This is a genomic window from Bacillus sp. FSL R5-0712 (assembly GCF_038593285.1).
Classification (GTDB): domain Bacteria; phylum Bacillota; class Bacilli; order Bacillales; family Bacillaceae; genus Bacillus; species Bacillus safensis.
Genome location: NZ_CP151981.1, coordinates 1,291,047 through 1,305,758 on the forward strand (window position 1 = coordinate 1,291,047; position 14,712 = coordinate 1,305,758).

A 14,712-nucleotide genomic window follows, 5' to 3' on the forward strand; every position below is an offset into this window, starting at 1 on the left:
TGGAATCGTTCAGAAAGGAAGAGAATCGGATGAAATGGGGAAATGTATTGATTGCAGCCATCTTTGAAGTTGGCTGGGTGATGGGGTTGAAATATGCTGACTCTTTATTGGAATGGGCCGCAACCATCGTTTGTATTGTCGTGAGCTTTTATTTACTCCTGAAAGCCACGACTGTACTGCCAGTTGGCACACTTTATGCCGTTTTCACCGGACTTGGGACAGCAGGTACTGTCATAGTAGGTATGGTACTGGGAGAGCCAGTACAGCTAGTGAAATTACTTTTAATCATGTTGCTTTTAAGTGGTGTATTAGGGCTTAAACTAACCACAGGTGAAAAGAAAGGAGAGACTGAATCATGAGCTGGCTTTTACTCATTGGTGCAGGCATTTTAGAAATGCTTTGTGTCACCATGATGAATCAATTCCAGAAAGACCGGCATGTCAAATGGATTTTATTCATTGCAGCTGGATTTTCGCTGTCCTTTCTCATGCTCTCTCTTGCGATGAATACAATTCCGATGGGAACGGCATACGCCATTTGGACTGGCATTGGAGCTGCTGGAGGAGCCATTGTCGGCATGCTGTTTTACGGTGAGTCGAAGGACGCAAAACGTATATTCTTTATCGCACTGATTTTATCTGCGGCGGTCGGGTTAAAAATCATTGAATAAGAAAAGGCTGTCATCTGTCTGCCAGCCTCAGCATGTAGACAAACCCACACATTCTTTGTCAGGCCTGCAATGGTTTTCTATCACGCTGAAAAAGAAGAAAAAGGGCTAAAATAAAAATCATTTCAGCCCTTTTTTGTTACATCGAATGATGATTGGAATCGTTTTCATTTTTGCGGTAAAGCTGACTCACTAGAAGAAAACAGACACCAAATGTGAGCAAAGGAATGAGTCTCTCACCGGCCATAAAAAGATAAATACCTGTGATCAGACATACGATGCCGAGCCAAAAGCTCACTTTACCAAACAAAGTCATGCTTTTCATCTCCATCACTCCTTTTGTGATAAAAGGTCTACTCACATTATATCATGCTAGGTGCAGAATTGAATGAATATTCAATAAAAAATGGACTCTTCATTGCTTTTTCTCTTTCCAGTCCAGTATAATATTTCATTAGAATGAAAACGCAAATGAGGTCATGATACATGAGAACATTGATTACAGAGAAACTTGAATTACACAGACAAAAGCACGAGCAAAAAGGCAGATTACTTGTCAGCTGCCCAGATCAGCCTGGTATTGTATCAGCTGTTTCTTCCTTTTTATTTGAGCACGGAGCGAACATCATTGAATCGAGCCAATACACAACCGATCATGAAAGCGGCCGGTTCTTTTTAAGAATTGAATTTGATTGGAAAGACATCTCGGCGAATATGGATCAATTGAAAAATAGTTTTGAGCCAATCGCAGCATCATTTCAAATGACGTGGAGCATGTCGCGTGCAAGTGAGCTTAAAAAGCTGGCAATCTTTGTCTCAAAAGAGCTTCATTGTCTGCATGAGCTTCTGTGGGAATGGCAAAGCGGAAATTTAATGGCTGAAATCGCAGTTGTGATCAGCAATCATGAAACGGCAAAAGATACAGTAGAATCGCTTGGAATCCCATTCCATTTTGTAAAGGCGAACAAAGACATTCGCAAAGAAGCTGAAAAAGAGCAGCTCGCCTTATTAGAAGAGTACGACATTGATGTGGTTGTGCTTGCTAGATACATGCAAATTTTAACGCCTGGATTCATTGAAGAGCATCCGAACAAAATCATTAATATTCATCATTCCTTCCTGCCAGCGTTTATTGGTGCAAACCCATACAAGCGGGCATATGAGCGGGGGGTCAAATTAATTGGTGCGACTTCTCATTATGTCACCAATGATTTAGACGAAGGCCCGATCATTGAACAGGATATTGAGCGGGTCGATCACCGGGATGATGCGGAAGCCCTAAAAAATATTGGCCGGACAATTGAGCGCAGTGTGCTTGCACGTGCTGTCAAATGGCACCTTGAAGATCGCATTATTGTTCATGAGAATAAAACGATTGTCTTTAATTGACCGCTTGACTTTTCTTTAGCAATTGGTGATAATATAAAAAAATTAACGAGCGTTGAAAAGGAATAGTAAGCAGGAACTGATGCGTAAAGAGAGCAAATGATGTGCTGAAACATTTGCCGCAGACAGCTGCTGAACCTGCCCTTTGAGCCTTAGAGGAAAAATCTAAGCGCGTGCCTGGCGTTACAGGAGTTGAGTGGAATAAGCAGATTGCATGCTTATTCAATGAAGGTGGTACCACGGAAAATCCCTTTTCGTCCTTTACATAAGGAGAAATAGGGATTTTTTTGTGCCTAAAGGTATAGCGGAGGGAATCAAGGATGAAAAAGCAAAGGATCGTCATAAAAATTGGCAGCAGTTCATTAACAGAGCAAAAAGGAGCCATTGATGAACAAAAGATGCAGGATCATGTAAGAGCCATAGCAAAGCTCAAAGAAGCAGGTCATGAAATCATTTTAATTTCATCAGGAGCCGTTGCAGCAGGATTTGGCAGTTTAGGCTATCCATCAAGACCTGTGACCTTAAAGGGGAAACAGGCAGCTGCCGCCGTTGGACAGGGTTTGTTAATGCAGAAATATACAGAGCTTTTTTCACAGTTTCATATGACACCTGCTCAAATGCTTTTAACACGTAATGACTTTTCAGATCGAACAAGATATCGAAATGCGTACGCAACGATGATGGAGCTGCTTGAAAGAAAAATCTTGCCGATCATAAACGAAAATGATTCAGTCTCCATCGAGGAGCTTACCTTTGGGGATAATGACATGCTGTCAGCTCTTGTCAGTGGATTAATCCATGCAGACCAATTGATCATATTAACAGACATCAATGGCATTTATGATGCAAATCCAAATGAGCATCCTGAGGCGAAGCGATTTGATGTCCTGACCCACATTTCAGAAGAATTGTTTTCATATGCAAAGAGCACCGGTTCAAAGGTTGGAACAGGCGGAATGAAATCGAAGCTCTCAGCTGCACAAACGGCACTTTCACTTGGCGTGAAAGTCTTCATTGGCACAGGCACTGGGGAAGACAAGCTGCTTCGCATACTTGCGGGTCAAGGCGACGGAACGTATATCGGTGAACAGGATTTATCAGCTGTGAACAACCGCCGTCAATGGATTCAATTCCACTCACCGGTCTCTGGGAAGATCATGATTGATGCAGGAGCGGAAGCGGCGATTTTGCATAATGGCAGAAGCCTTCTTCCGGCAGGAGTCATTGATGTCGCTGGTGACTTTTCTAAAGGAGAAGTCGTAGAAGTCGTCGGTCCAAACGGATTAGTTGGTAAGGGACAAACCTTGTACGCCTCCGACGAGCTTCTCGGCATTAAAGGAATGCGAAGTGACGAGCTTGCAAAAGAGAAGCCTGAGGTCATACACCGAGATCACTGGGTACAGCATGTACAAAACTGAGGAGGGAATACGATGAATGAAGTTCTTGAAAAAGCAAAAAAAGCAAGTGCAGCCAAAGATCAGCTGCTTCTAAAAACGACGGAACAAAAAAATGCTGCCCTGCACGCCATTGCCAGTGCACTAAAAGCATCTTCAGCTTATTTAATAGAAGAGAACCAAAAAGATGTTCAGGCTGCTGAGGAAAAGCAGTTCACGCCATCTGTCATTGACCGGATCACACTCACGGAAGAGAGAATTGAAGCCATAGCAGATGCGACCCTTCAACTCATTCAGCTAAAAGACCCAATTGGTGAAACGTTAGAAACCATTCAAAAAGAAAACGGTCTGTTCATCGAAAAGGTTCGTGTACCGCTTGGAACGGTTGGAATGATTTATGAAGCAAGACCAAACGTGACAGTCGATGCTGCGACCCTTTGCTTGAAAACTGGGAATGCTGTGATTCTGCGCGGAAGCTCCTCTGCTATTCATAGTAATAAAGCGATTGTAAAGGTGATTCATGAAGCGCTTCATACGACGGATATTCCAGTAGACAGTGTGCAATTAATTGAAGATACTGGCCGTGAAACGGCGAAAACGCTGTTCACTTTAAATGAATACCTGGATGTCCTCATTCCGCGCGGCGGGAAGAATTTAATTGATCTTGTCGTGAGAGAGTCAACTGTGCCAGTGCTTGAAACAGGTGCAGGAAATTGTCATATCTACATTGATGAAACAGCGAAAAACGAAATGGCTGAGCGGATTGTGCTCAATGCCAAAACTCAAAGACCTTCTGTTTGTAATGCGATTGAGAGCATTGTCATTCATAAAAAATGGGCAAACAACTACGGTGCTTCTTTATTTGAAGCCCTTCAATCAAATGGGGTAGAAATACGCGGTGATGAAGCCGTTTGTGCGCTTGCTCCTAGTGCTGCATTAGCGACAGCAGAGGACTATGCAACGGAGTTTTTAGCACCGATCGTCAGTATTAAAATTGTAGAAAACATAGAACAAGCGATTCTGCATATTCAAACATATAGCTCTAAGCACTCTGAAGCGATCATTACGGAAAACGATGAGCATGCAGCCCTTTTCTTAACAGCTGTCGATGCTGCCGCTGTTTATCATAATGCCTCTACTCGTTTCACAGATGGATTTGAATTTGGCTATGGAGCGGAAATAGGAATTAGTACGCAAAAACTTCATGCAAGAGGGCCAATGGGTCTGCCAGCCTTAACGTCTGAAAAATTTGTCATTCGTGGTCAAGGACAAATAAGAGAATAACGAATTTAAAAGAGAGTCTTGTGACAACAGGCTCTCTTTTTCCTTTCATTTTTGTATTTCTCCGGTCAAGTATGATAAAATATGGTAATGTTTTATATTTTGAGAAGATTGGAGAAGGCAACGTATGGCGAAAATCATTCCCTCTTCGGATATTGGAGTGAAAATCAACAAGTGGTATGAATTAATCCGCAGATTTGATTCCGAACAAGCAGAACAGTTAAAGCAGGAAATTCGCACCTCTCTTGATTCAATGGAAGAAGATCAGAATTTGCTTCTCTATTTTTCTTTAATGGAATTTAGGCATGAGGTCATGCTCGATTATTTAAAGCCATTAAAGGAAGGAAAGCTTCGCGCCAACTTTTCCGAGCTTTCGAAAGAAATAGATGAGCATCAAACGCATGTCACAGGCATGCTTGAATACTACTATCATTTTTTTAGAGGCATGTATGAATTCGGGCGGAGGGAGTATATTGCTGCCATATCGTCTTATCAAAAGGCAGAGCATAAGCTTTCTTTTGTATCAGATGATATTGAACGTGCGGAATTTCATTTTAAAATGTCAGAAATATATTATCACATGAAACAAACTCATATCTCGATGCACCATGCTAAACTAGCGCTGGATGTTTATGTTCAGCATGAACTGTATGCGCTTCGCACGATTCAGTGTGAATTTATTGTGGCCGGTAACTACGATGATATGAGAAGGCATGAAAAAGCATTACCACATCTCGAAAGAGCACTTGCGAGATCAAGAGAGTTTCAAAATGTGCGTTTTATTGCCTCCTCTTTGTTTAATATGGGCAACAGTTATTACCGAATGGGAGACTTGGGCCGCGCACTCGAATTAATGAAAGAATCCATCTCGTTATTTGATCAAAATCAATCCGATCATCTTCGTCGATCTATAGACCCTCTTTATACAGCCGCTCAGATATTATACAAACAAGGAAAACACGAAGAAGCATTACACTACAGAGAAGAATGTATGAAGAGAGCAGAAGCTCTTCAAGATGACATTCATATTCAGAAAACCATATTTCTAGAAGCATTGTATTTAAGACAAGATGCTGAGCATATTAAACGGATTTTCCATTTTTTAGAGTCTGCCTATGCATATCCAGATATAGAGGAGCTGGCATTAGATACCGCAAAGTATTATAATGAAATGGGGGATTATGAAAAATCTTCCATGTTCTATGGGGAAGCGGAACATGCTCGAATCTATATTCAGAGAGGGGATTGTTTATATGAATTTTAAAAAATGGGCAGTCGTCTGTACAAGTATCACCATTATGGCATTGTGGCTGGCAGCAGCAAATGCCGACCCAGATAACAGAAACCATACGCTAGAACAACCGAATCCGCAGCATGACACGATCTAAAAGCCCTTTTTAAAGGGCTTTTTTTACTGCCTAACAATTTCCGGACATACTCATAAAAAGGGTTCAGGCAGGAAAACTTAAAAAAGAGTATTTATTGATTGACTCTGTAATTTAAATTGTGTACAATTCAATTGTAGAAAACATTATTGGAGAGAAAGAGGGTTATATTCATGTCAGACGTTTTATTTACAGCAACGGTATCAGCTGTCGGAGGAAGAGAAGGTAAGGTTGTTTCAACAGATGGTGTACTTGAACATGATGTAGCAATGCCTGGAACACCAAGAGCAAAAAAACTTGAAAAAGCAACAAATCCAGAGCAATTATTCGCAGCAGGCTACTCTGCATGTTTTGATTCAGCCCTTCAAATGGTAGCAAGACAAGAGCGTATTCGCTTTGAAAGTGAAGTTACAGCACATGTCAGCTTATTAAAAGACAGTTCAGATGGCGGCTTCAAACTAGGCGTTCAATTAGAGGTAAAAGGAACTGGAATTGAGCAGTCAGCATTAGAAGAACTTGTTCATAAAGCACACGGCGTTTGCCCATATTCAAAAGCAACTCAAGGAAACATCGAAGTAGAACTAGTAGCTGTCGCACAATAATAGACATTATAAAAGGCTGAGGGAACATTCCCTCAGCCTTTTGATTGTGTTAAATTTTGCAAAAGCTCATGTAAAGAGGCACGCAGTGTTTTTAGCTCTTCTTCCGATCTGCCTGTCCCAGTCAGCATGTGAGACGGAATCGCAGTGGCCTTTTCTTTTAGCTGCTCTCCATATTCCGTTAAACGAATTTGTACAGACCGCTCATCCTCTTTCGAGCGTTCTCGGATAATGAGTCCATTTTGCTCCATTCGTTTCAGCATGGGCGTGAGTGTACCGGAGTCTAAATAGAGAAGCTCTCCCATCGTTTTCACATTTAATGTTCCATGCTCCCACAATAAAAGCAGTGCCAAATATTGCGGGTACGTAATGTTTAATTCTTCTAACAACGGTTTATACTGCTTCGTCATCTCTCGTGAACTTGCATATAACAAGAAACAAAGCTGATTTTCCAGCTTCATATGTTCAAATTCATTTGTCATGTCAGTCACCAACTATTTTTTGTCATACTTATCATTGTATAAGATTTTCTTCCTTTTTAAAATAAATACAGACGAAAAATGAAAAATTCTTCAATGTGCGATAAATGTTTGAGAAATGAATAGAACGTGAAAAGGATGAATAGATGAAGGAGGAGATGAAGATGAAACCATTATTCACAGCAAAAGTAAAGGCGCAGCATGGAAGAGCTGGACATGTTCGTTCAGAGGATGGTGTGCTCGACCATAACATTGTCATGCCTAACGCAAAGAAAGATGGAGAGACTGGTACAAACCCAGAGCAATTATTTGCAGCAGGCTATGCAGCTTGTTTCGGAGGAGCACTTGAGCACATAGCGAAGAAGCAAGGGATAGAAATAGAATCGGAAGTAGAAGGACATGTCAGTCTTTTAAAAGATGAAAGCGACGGCGGCTTTAAGCTTGGCGTAAAGCTGATTGTGTCTGCGAAAGGTCATGATCATGACAAAGTGAAAGAGCTTGTCCATGCTGCCCATGAATTCTGTCCATATTCAAAAGCAACAAGAGGGAACATTGAAGTAGAGCTTGAAGTGGCAGAGTAATAGTAGAAGACAAAGGGCTAAAATAAAGATCATTTTAGCCCTTTGTCAACAATCCGCAACACCTGCTTACGAGCAGGTGTCTTTTTTTAATATTCTTTCTTTTTATCGTATGCTTCCCATGCTTCAAATGGTGCAAGGGTTTTTTGAGGTGTCAGCTTGTAAAATGGTATATTTCTTGATTCGTATTCTTTGTTGATTTCTTCATAAATAAATGAGTCATCAAAACCAGAATCCGCTGCATCCTGATGTCCAGCAGCAAAATACACAGCTTTTGGTCTAGCCCAGTAAATAGCGCCAAGGCACATCGGACAAGGCTCGCAGCTTGTGTATAGAATGCAATCTTCTAATTGGTATGTATGTAGAGTTTGGCACGCTTTGCGAATGGCTGTGACTTCTGCATGTGCAGTTGGATCGTTACTCGTTGTCACGTTGTTGCTGCCCTCTGCAATAATCTGACCATCCTTGACAATGACTGCTCCAAAAGGGCCGCCAGTACCACTATTGACTCCTTCTACTGCAAGATCAATTGCGCGTTGTAAAAAATCTTCGTGATTCATTGTCTTCCTCCCTTTGTTCGACTGACTTCTCTAGTATAAACGAATCATGCTAGAAAAGAAATCATCATAGTAGGAGATCGAACAGGCCAATTTGCGCATAAAAAACCCCTGCCGAGTTCAGCAGGGAAGAGACATTCAATTAAGCGTGCTGCGCCAGCTTTTTACGAGCGACTTCAGCAGCTGTGACCATGTTTTTCAAAGCAGCAATGGTTTCAGGCTCTTGTCTAGTTTTTAGACCACAATCTGGATTCACCCAGAAGCGATCTGTTGGACAAACGTTCAGCGCATCATCAATAATTTCGCTCATTTCTTCAACAGATGGAACGCGCGGGCTATGGATGTCATAAACACCTAGTCCAAGTCCTTTCAAATACGGGTGTTTTTCTAAGTAATCGAGGAATCCGCCATGACTGCGTGAATGTTCAATTGTAATCACGTCAGCATCCAAGTCTTCGATTGTATCGACAATATCCTCGAAGTTACTGTAGCACATATGTGTATGAATTTGTGTTTCATTTTGAACGGATGATGTGGATAAACGGAATGACTCTGCTGCCCAGTTTAAATATTCTGCCCAATCACTTTCTTTGAGCGGAAGTCCTTCTCTTAGCGCAGGCTCATCCACTTGGATCACTTGAATACCAGCTGCTTCTAAAGCTTCTACCTCTTTACGCAAAGCGAAAGCGATTTGGAAAGCAATGTCTTTGCGAGAGATATCCGTTCTTGGGAAAGACCAGTTTAAGATGGTAACAGGTCCTGTCAGCATGCCCTTGACTTTTTTCTTTGTTAAACTTTGTGCGTAAACTGTCTCTTTCACTGTCATTGGTTCTGTAAACTCTACATCTCCATAAATGATTGGCGGCTTCACGCAGCGTGATCCATAGGATTGAACCCAAGCAAATTTTGTAAAGGCAAATCCGGCTAGCTTCTCACCGAAGTATTCAACCATGTCTGTACGTTCAAATTCTCCATGTACGAGCACATCCAGACCAATTTCTTCTTGAATATCAATCCATCGTTTTGTTTCTTTCTTAATAAACTCATCGTACTCTGCATCTGTCCACTCATTTTTGCGCCACTTTTGACGAGCACTGCGCACTTCGGCAGACTGCGGGAAACTGCCAATTGTTGTTGTTGGAAGAAGCGGGAGCTCAAGAGATTCGTTTTGGATACGAAGGCGTTCTTCAAAGGCAGCTGGACGTTTAAAATCTTTCGATGAAAGATTGTTGCGTTCCGCTGTTAGATCCGCATTTGTTCCTTTTGCGAACTCTTTTAAGGTAAGAAGTGCTTGTGCTGCTTCGTTAATATCAGCATCAATGGCAGCTGCTCCTTTTGTTAAACCTTCTTTTAGCAGTGTCAATTCAGCCAGCTTTTCAGTGGCATAAGACAGTCCGTTTAATAGTTTTTCTTCAAGCTGTTCGCTTGGGTGTTTGGCAACTGGCACATGCAGCAAGCTGCTTGATGGCTGTAGCCACACTTCTTTCGGCTGAACGTCAGCAATGACTTCAGAAATAAAGGATAATCTTTCGCCAAGATCTGATCTCCAAATATTTCTTCCATCAATGACGCCTGCTGCTAAAATTTTATCTTTCGGGAAGCCGTGCTTTTTCACTTGATCAAGGTTGCGCCCTTGATCATGGACAAAATCAAGACCGATTGCTTCAACAGGATATGTGACAAGCTCTTCATACGCATCTACTGAATCAAAGTATGTTTGAAGAAGAATGTTCAACCCAGGTACGGCTTCTTTGATCGTTTGATAGATTTCTTTTACGGCTTTTACGTCTTCACTGGAAGCTGTGACAAGTGCAGATTCATCAATTTGAACCCATTTGACGCCTGCTTCTTTAAGTTCTTTTAAAAGCTGAGTATAAAGCGGCACTAGACGCTGCTGGATTTCTTTTACTTCATTTGCTTCATAACCTTTAGAAAGTGAGACAAATGTATATAGACCAAGTACAACCGGTTTTGTTTCAACACCAAACGCCTTTTTCACCTTTTCGTAAGCTTCAAGCGGTTTGTTGTGTGTGAGTTTAAATTCTGTGCTTTTTTCGTATTCTGGAACGATGTAGTGATAGTTTGTATTAAACCATTTTGTCATTTCACTTGAGACGGCATCTTTTGTTCCTCTTGCCATCGCGAAGTATGTATCTAGCGGGTCTTTTAAGCTGCGGAAGCGCTCTGGAATCCAATTGAACATAACAGCGGTATCCAGTACGTGATCATAGAAGGTAAAGTCTCCAGAAGGAACAACATCAATTTGTTGATCGATTTGTGTTTTAATGGCAGTTAAAAATTGTTCATCCAGTGTGCTTAAGAGGGTTTCGCGGTCTGTTTGACCTTTCCAGTAAGACTCAAGTGCTTTTTTCCATTCTCTGTTTAAACCAATTCGCGGAAAGCCTAGATTACTTGTTTTAACAATTGTCAATTCCAATTCCTCCTCTAAATATAAAAAGACATTTACGCTCATGATCATGATTGATGAGGTAAATGTCTGGTTTAAAAGACAAAATGTGTGTGCGAAATAAGGCGTGAGTATCACTGACGCTTTTCCGACATCTCCTATCAACCGTAGGGGGTTTGATGTGATAGAGCGGCTGGTATCCTGGCTGGTGAATCTGCAAGCTTTTCATCCTTCCCATCCTAATGACAGTGGATTCCTGAGAAAAGCTCTCCTCACTCACAGTGGCGGGACCGCGCCGGATTTTCACCGGTCTTCCCAATTAAAATTCGACGTGTAATCGAATTACCGACTCTCAAACTATGAATTTATTGTGTTCGATTATATAACGTTCACTTCATTTCGTCAAAGTAAATTTTGAATAATTTTAATTAAAAAAATCCTGAGAAAATTCTATCTTTTCTCAGGACCTCTATTTAAGCTATAGAGATAAAAGATCTGCTTCCAATGTTTTTTCTAAAAGGACATCAGGCGCAGTTAAATATAAAAATCCATTCCCTACAAGGGCTTTCGACTGTTTTAATGGAAGGGTTCTTCTGACAAGCTGAGCATAAACCTCAGGCTCTGTCAGCTTGCGCTGGAACGCTTCTTCTTCGGCATTTTTAATAATGGCTAGTGCACCGCTTACGTGAGGGGCAGCCATTGAAGTCCCTGTGAGCCTGCCATATTTATGGTTAGGGAGAGTGGATAAAATGTCTTCTCCTGGAGCGACGAGGTCGATTTCTTTATTGGCGTTAGAAAATTCAGAGGATTCTCTAGCAAGGGAAACAGAACCGACGGCAATGACTTCATTGTATGCTGCTGGGTAGGAGAACTCTTCCGTACGCTCGTCCCCGTCCCCTTCATTTCCTGCTGCGCACACAACAAGCACACCGCTTTTTACCGCATTTTGAATGGCTTCCTGCAGGGCAGGCTCATTGCTTGGACCACCGAGAGACATGGAGATAATATCCACCTTCTGCTCTGCGGCATAGTTGATGCCATCAATGATCCATTCATATTTTCCGCTGCCATTTTCACCGCCAAGAACTTTCACGATGAGAAGCTTGGCTTCAGGGGCAACCCCTAAAATTCCGCCATTTTGATCTGTTGCGGCAATCGTTCCTGCTACATGGGTACCATGCCCATTATAGTCTTTTACATTTTCAGCATCTCCATCGTCATCATCGGTAAAGTTCTTCCCACCGATAATCTGATCTTTTAAGTCGGGATGCTCTGTGTCACAGCCTGTATCAAGGACAGCAATGGTTATGCCTTTTCCTTTGAAGCCACTTGACCAAAGTTCGGGTGCTTTAATCTCCTGAATACTTTCCGGCGTCTCTTTCGCTTCCATCACATTGGCTTTTACTTCATACGGAATTAAGCGAATTTCACCTTTCATAAGAAAGCCCTCCTTATTTTGTTTTCAAAGTAGATTCAGGCTGCATAATGTTATTGTATAAAAGAAACTTTTGATCGGAAAGGGTCAATTGTAATAATTTTTCAAATAATCAATCTATTATCAAAAGTGCAGTTCTCCTCACATATTGACGAAAGAGCTCGCCTTTTGAAGAAAACTCTTGATATCATATGAAAAAGAAGGAAATGCTGCATAGTGAGGTTGCACCTGTACAGATGAAAATGGGTGAATAGAACTAAAAGCGGCAGACTAAAAAATAATGAGATGAAGTAACAACTTGAGAAGAAGGCTCAAGTTAAATGTTTTTTCTCAAAAATAATTGCCTCCATAAAAAAATAGATGTGAAGATTGTGACTGTTCCAAATAAGAAAGGCAACATATAATAATGGAAAGACAAGCTTGCCTTTTAGATAGGAGAGATAGAGATGAACAAAGGGAAGATACTCGTAGTCGAAGATGAAAAGAAAATCGCAAGGGTGCTGTCACTTGAGCTTGAATATGAAGGATATGAGGTGACAGTCAAAGAGACAGGAATAGACGGGCTTCAGGCTCTTGAAGAAGATAGCTTCGATTTGGTACTGCTTGATGTCATGCTTCCAGAGTTAAGCGGGCTTGAAGTGCTGAGAAGGGTTCGGAAGACAAATACAGCGACACCTATTATTTTGATTACAGCAAGGGGAAGTGTTCCTGATAAAGTAAGCGGGCTCGATCTTGGGGCGAATGATTATATAACAAAACCTTTTGACATAGAAGAATTATTAGCACGAATTCGTGCACAGCTAAGGTTGAATATACATGCACAAGAAGAAAAGGAGACAGAGCTGAGCATAGCAGACTTAACGGTCAACGAGAAAACAAGAGAAATACAAAGGGCTGGGCAAATGCTTGAACTCACACCGAGAGAATATGACCTGCTTGTTCACTTACTGAACCATCAGCAGCAAGTGCTCACAAGAGATCAGCTTTTAACAGCGGTTTGGGGTTTTGATTATTTCGGTGATACAAACGTGGTAGATGTCTATATCCGTTATTTAAGGAAAAAAATCGATTACCCATTCGAGAAACAGCTGATTCACACAGTGAGAGGTGTGGGTTATGTGATGAAAGGATAAAGAATGAGATTAAAAAATAAGATTCAGCTTTATACGTCGTTGTCTTTGTTTTTAATGGTGCTCTTGTTTCATACAGCCATCTATTTTATTTTTTCGATGACCTTGACGCAAAAAGATATGTCCCGCTTGTCTGAGGTGGCTGAAAATATTGCGATTGCTTTAAAAAAATCAGAGGAAGAGGGTCTTCCGTCCTCGGAGCTGCTGAAGGCGTACCTGCCTCAAAATGGTATGATCCGTGTCGTGACAGAAACGGGAGAGTCAAAACTGACTGTCACAAAGGAATCAACGTTTAGCTCACTGCCTTTTACATACGAATCTGGCCAGACAGCAGAAATCAAAGAATACAATAAGCATATGATTGCGTTCGCTGCTATTCCGGTCATTTGGACAAATGGTGAGATTATGTCGCTTCAAGTATATGAAGAAATCGAAAATACGGAAGAGAACTTAGCGTTATTAAAAATGATTTTAATCGCTACCGGCGTTTTGTTTATTGTGCTTTCCTATTTTGCAGGCCACGTTTTAACAAAGCAAATTGTCCGGCCGATTAGCAGAATGACGAATACCATGAAGGCAAGTATGAAAGAGAAGGCGTTTAAACGAATTGAATTAACAGGCGATTCAAAGGATGAACTATATCAAATGGGACAAACCTTTAATGAAATGTCCGAGATTCTCGAGAAGCATTATGAAAAAGAACAGCAATTTTTGCATGATGCCTCCCATGAATTGAAGACGCCGATTACCGTCATTATGAGCTACAGCAATTTACTCAAACGCTGGGGGCAAACACGTCCAGAGGTTGTAGAAGAATCCTCCCAAGCGATTCATGATGAAGCGAAAAAAATGAAAAGACTGACAGATCAATTACTGACATTGGCGAAAAACGGCCAGCCGTTATACTTGGATATGAAGCCGGTTGATCTTGGTCATTTGTGCAAGCAGCTATGTCATACACTTGAAGTGGCTACCAATCGAACGATTCAATCTCATGTACAGACAGATCAGCCGCTGATCGCAGAAGGAGACGAAGAGAAAATCAAACAGCTTTTGACTATCTTAATTGATAATGCGGTCAAATATAGCAGAGAGCCAGTTGATGTGACCTGCGGATGGGCAGGAGACAAGCCATTTATTTCAGTGATTGATCAAGGAATTGGCATAAAAGAAGAGGATCTGCCGAAAATCTTTGACCGCTTTTTCCGTGTGGATGAAGCGAGAAACAGTGAGACGGGCGGAACCGGACTCGGTCTTTCAATTGCGAAGCAAATTGCAGAAGAACATGAAGCCGAGCTGAAGGTAGACAGCCGTATCGGCGAAGGAACAGCCATGACCATTCTTTTTCAGAAATAAATGGGTCTTTTCTCATCAATTTCTCATTTCCTCCTTATAAAATAGGAAATAGGAAGGA

General features: G+C 41.4%; 16 protein-coding genes, 1 riboswitch and 1 other annotated feature. Of the genes, 11 read left to right on the top strand and 5 right to left on the bottom strand.

The genetic code is table 11. The features are described from left to right. The first annotated feature begins 29 nt into the window (after positions 1–29). Both NSU11_RS06385 and NSU11_RS06390 read left to right on the top strand, forming a co-directional pair. Complete coding sequence (locus NSU11_RS06385) at positions 30–359, top strand: multidrug efflux SMR transporter (RefSeq protein ID WP_034623384.1); 330 nt, start codon at positions 30–32, stop codon at positions 357–359. After that, positions 356–670 carry a multidrug efflux SMR transporter gene (locus tag NSU11_RS06390; RefSeq protein WP_024424636.1) on the top strand — a complete coding sequence of 105 codons (315 nt, stop codon included), beginning with the start codon at positions 356–358 and terminating at the stop codon, positions 668–670. The genes NSU11_RS06385 and NSU11_RS06390 overlap by 4 nt, the downstream gene beginning before the upstream one ends. Positions 671–806: 136 nt before the next feature. Here NSU11_RS06390 and NSU11_RS06395 read toward each other — a convergent pair whose 3' ends face one another. After that, positions 807–992, bottom strand: coding sequence for a hypothetical protein (locus NSU11_RS06395; protein ID WP_024424637.1), 186 nt, complete (start codon positions 990–992; stop codon positions 807–809). Between the two features lie 161 nt (positions 993–1,153). On the opposite strand from NSU11_RS06395, the gene purU reads away from it, so the two are divergent. From purU to NSU11_RS06425, 6 genes are all read left to right on the top strand, one after another. Beyond that, positions 1,154–2,056, top strand: a complete 903-nt coding sequence (purU, locus tag NSU11_RS06400) for a formyltetrahydrofolate deformylase (RefSeq protein ID WP_024424638.1) — start codon at positions 1,154–1,156, stop codon at positions 2,054–2,056. Positions 2,057–2,099: 43 nt separating this feature from the next. Next, positions 2,100–2,318 (top strand) — a binding site (T-box leader). A gap of 55 nt (positions 2,319–2,373) precedes the next feature. Next, positions 2,374–3,471 carry a glutamate 5-kinase gene (gene proB, locus NSU11_RS06405; protein WP_024424639.1) on the top strand — a complete coding sequence of 366 codons (1,098 nt, stop codon included), beginning with the start codon at positions 2,374–2,376 and terminating at the stop codon, positions 3,469–3,471. A gap of 12 nt (positions 3,472–3,483) precedes the next feature. Next, positions 3,484–4,731, top strand: a complete 1,248-nt coding sequence (locus NSU11_RS06410) for a glutamate-5-semialdehyde dehydrogenase (protein ID WP_135031929.1) — start codon at positions 3,484–3,486, stop codon at positions 4,729–4,731. Positions 4,732–4,855: 124 nt separating this feature from the next. Further along, on the top strand, positions 4,856–5,992 hold the full coding sequence (locus NSU11_RS06415; RefSeq protein ID WP_024426809.1) for a Rap family tetratricopeptide repeat protein: 1,137 nt from the start codon (positions 4,856–4,858) through the stop codon (positions 5,990–5,992). After that, positions 5,982–6,116, top strand: a complete 135-nt coding sequence (locus tag NSU11_RS06420; RefSeq protein ID WP_024424642.1) for a hypothetical protein — start codon at positions 5,982–5,984, stop codon at positions 6,114–6,116. Before NSU11_RS06415 ends, NSU11_RS06420 begins: the two co-directional genes overlap by 11 nt. 170 nt (positions 6,117–6,286) lie before the next feature. Next, positions 6,287–6,715 carry an organic hydroperoxide resistance protein gene (locus NSU11_RS06425; RefSeq protein WP_024424643.1) on the top strand — a complete coding sequence of 143 codons (429 nt, stop codon included), beginning with the start codon at positions 6,287–6,289 and terminating at the stop codon, positions 6,713–6,715. Positions 6,716–6,747: 32 nt separating this feature from the next. Here the strand turns inward: NSU11_RS06425 and NSU11_RS06430 are convergent, their stop codons facing one another. Beyond that, complete coding sequence (locus tag NSU11_RS06430; protein WP_024424644.1) at positions 6,748–7,194, bottom strand: MarR family transcriptional regulator; 447 nt, start codon at positions 7,192–7,194, stop codon at positions 6,748–6,750. Positions 7,195–7,355: 161 nt separating this feature from the next. Here NSU11_RS06430 and NSU11_RS06435 point away from each other — a divergent pair, with 161 nt between their 5' ends. Then, on the top strand, positions 7,356–7,772 hold the full coding sequence (locus NSU11_RS06435) for an organic hydroperoxide resistance protein (RefSeq protein WP_149125712.1): 417 nt from the start codon (positions 7,356–7,358) through the stop codon (positions 7,770–7,772). A gap of 86 nt (positions 7,773–7,858) precedes the next feature. Here NSU11_RS06435 and NSU11_RS06440 read toward each other — a convergent pair whose 3' ends face one another. The 3 genes from NSU11_RS06440 to NSU11_RS06450 form a co-directional block, all read right to left on the bottom strand. Beyond that, the gene (locus tag NSU11_RS06440) at positions 7,859–8,329 is read right to left on the bottom strand and encodes a nucleoside deaminase (protein WP_024424646.1); all 471 of its coding nucleotides are present in this window, start codon (positions 8,327–8,329) and stop codon (positions 7,859–7,861) included. Positions 8,330–8,468: 139 nt separating this feature from the next. Then, complete coding sequence (gene metE / locus NSU11_RS06445) at positions 8,469–10,757, bottom strand: 5-methyltetrahydropteroyltriglutamate--homocysteine S-methyltransferase (RefSeq protein WP_342493857.1); 2,289 nt, start codon at positions 10,755–10,757, stop codon at positions 8,469–8,471. A 149-nt stretch (positions 10,758–10,906) separates the two neighbouring features. After that, positions 10,907–11,098: riboswitch (cobalamin riboswitch) on the bottom strand. A gap of 113 nt (positions 11,099–11,211) precedes the next feature. Beyond that, positions 11,212–12,171 (bottom strand): S8 family peptidase, encoded by a 960-nt coding sequence (locus NSU11_RS06450; protein WP_024424648.1) that lies wholly within the window; start codon positions 12,169–12,171, stop codon positions 11,212–11,214. Between the two features lie 443 nt (positions 12,172–12,614). On the opposite strand from NSU11_RS06450, the gene NSU11_RS06455 reads away from it, so the two are divergent. Both NSU11_RS06455 and NSU11_RS06460 read left to right on the top strand, forming a co-directional pair. Then, entirely contained in the window at positions 12,615–13,301 is a 687-nt protein-coding gene (locus NSU11_RS06455; RefSeq protein WP_024424649.1) for a response regulator transcription factor, read from the top strand. Between the two features lie 3 nt (positions 13,302–13,304). Beyond that, on the top strand, positions 13,305–14,654 hold the full coding sequence (locus NSU11_RS06460) for an ATP-binding protein (protein ID WP_076840934.1): 1,350 nt from the start codon (positions 13,305–13,307) through the stop codon (positions 14,652–14,654). Positions 14,655–14,712 lie beyond the last annotated feature (58 nt).

Excerpts from the sequence above, each read along its gene's own strand:
- NSU11_RS06385 (WP_034623384.1), top strand. The coding sequence starts at position 30 with ATGAAATGGGGAAATGTATTGATTGCAGCCATCTTTGAAGTTGGCTGG.
- NSU11_RS06390 (WP_024424636.1), top strand. The coding sequence starts at position 356 with ATGAGCTGGCTTTTACTCATTGGTGCAGGCATTTTAGAAATGCTTTGT.
- NSU11_RS06395 (WP_024424637.1), bottom strand. The coding sequence starts at position 992 with ATGAAAAGCATGACTTTGTTTGGTAAAGTGAGCTTTTGGCTCGGCATC.
- purU (WP_024424638.1), top strand. The coding sequence starts at position 1,154 with ATGAGAACATTGATTACAGAGAAACTTGAATTACACAGACAAAAGCAC.
- proB (WP_024424639.1), top strand. The coding sequence starts at position 2,374 with ATGAAAAAGCAAAGGATCGTCATAAAAATTGGCAGCAGTTCATTAACA.
- NSU11_RS06410 (WP_135031929.1), top strand. The coding sequence starts at position 3,484 with ATGAATGAAGTTCTTGAAAAAGCAAAAAAAGCAAGTGCAGCCAAAGAT.
- NSU11_RS06415 (WP_024426809.1), top strand. The coding sequence starts at position 4,856 with ATGGCGAAAATCATTCCCTCTTCGGATATTGGAGTGAAAATCAACAAG.
- NSU11_RS06420 (WP_024424642.1), top strand. The coding sequence starts at position 5,982 with ATGAATTTTAAAAAATGGGCAGTCGTCTGTACAAGTATCACCATTATG.
- NSU11_RS06425 (WP_024424643.1), top strand. The coding sequence starts at position 6,287 with ATGTCAGACGTTTTATTTACAGCAACGGTATCAGCTGTCGGAGGAAGA.
- NSU11_RS06430 (WP_024424644.1), bottom strand. The coding sequence starts at position 7,194 with ATGACAAATGAATTTGAACATATGAAGCTGGAAAATCAGCTTTGTTTC.
- NSU11_RS06435 (WP_149125712.1), top strand. The coding sequence starts at position 7,356 with ATGAAACCATTATTCACAGCAAAAGTAAAGGCGCAGCATGGAAGAGCT.
- NSU11_RS06440 (WP_024424646.1), bottom strand. The coding sequence starts at position 8,329 with ATGAATCACGAAGATTTTTTACAACGCGCAATTGATCTTGCAGTAGAA.
- NSU11_RS06450 (WP_024424648.1), bottom strand. The coding sequence starts at position 12,171 with ATGAAAGGTGAAATTCGCTTAATTCCGTATGAAGTAAAAGCCAATGTG.
- NSU11_RS06455 (WP_024424649.1), top strand. The coding sequence starts at position 12,615 with ATGAACAAAGGGAAGATACTCGTAGTCGAAGATGAAAAGAAAATCGCA.
- NSU11_RS06460 (WP_076840934.1), top strand. The coding sequence starts at position 13,305 with ATGAGATTAAAAAATAAGATTCAGCTTTATACGTCGTTGTCTTTGTTT.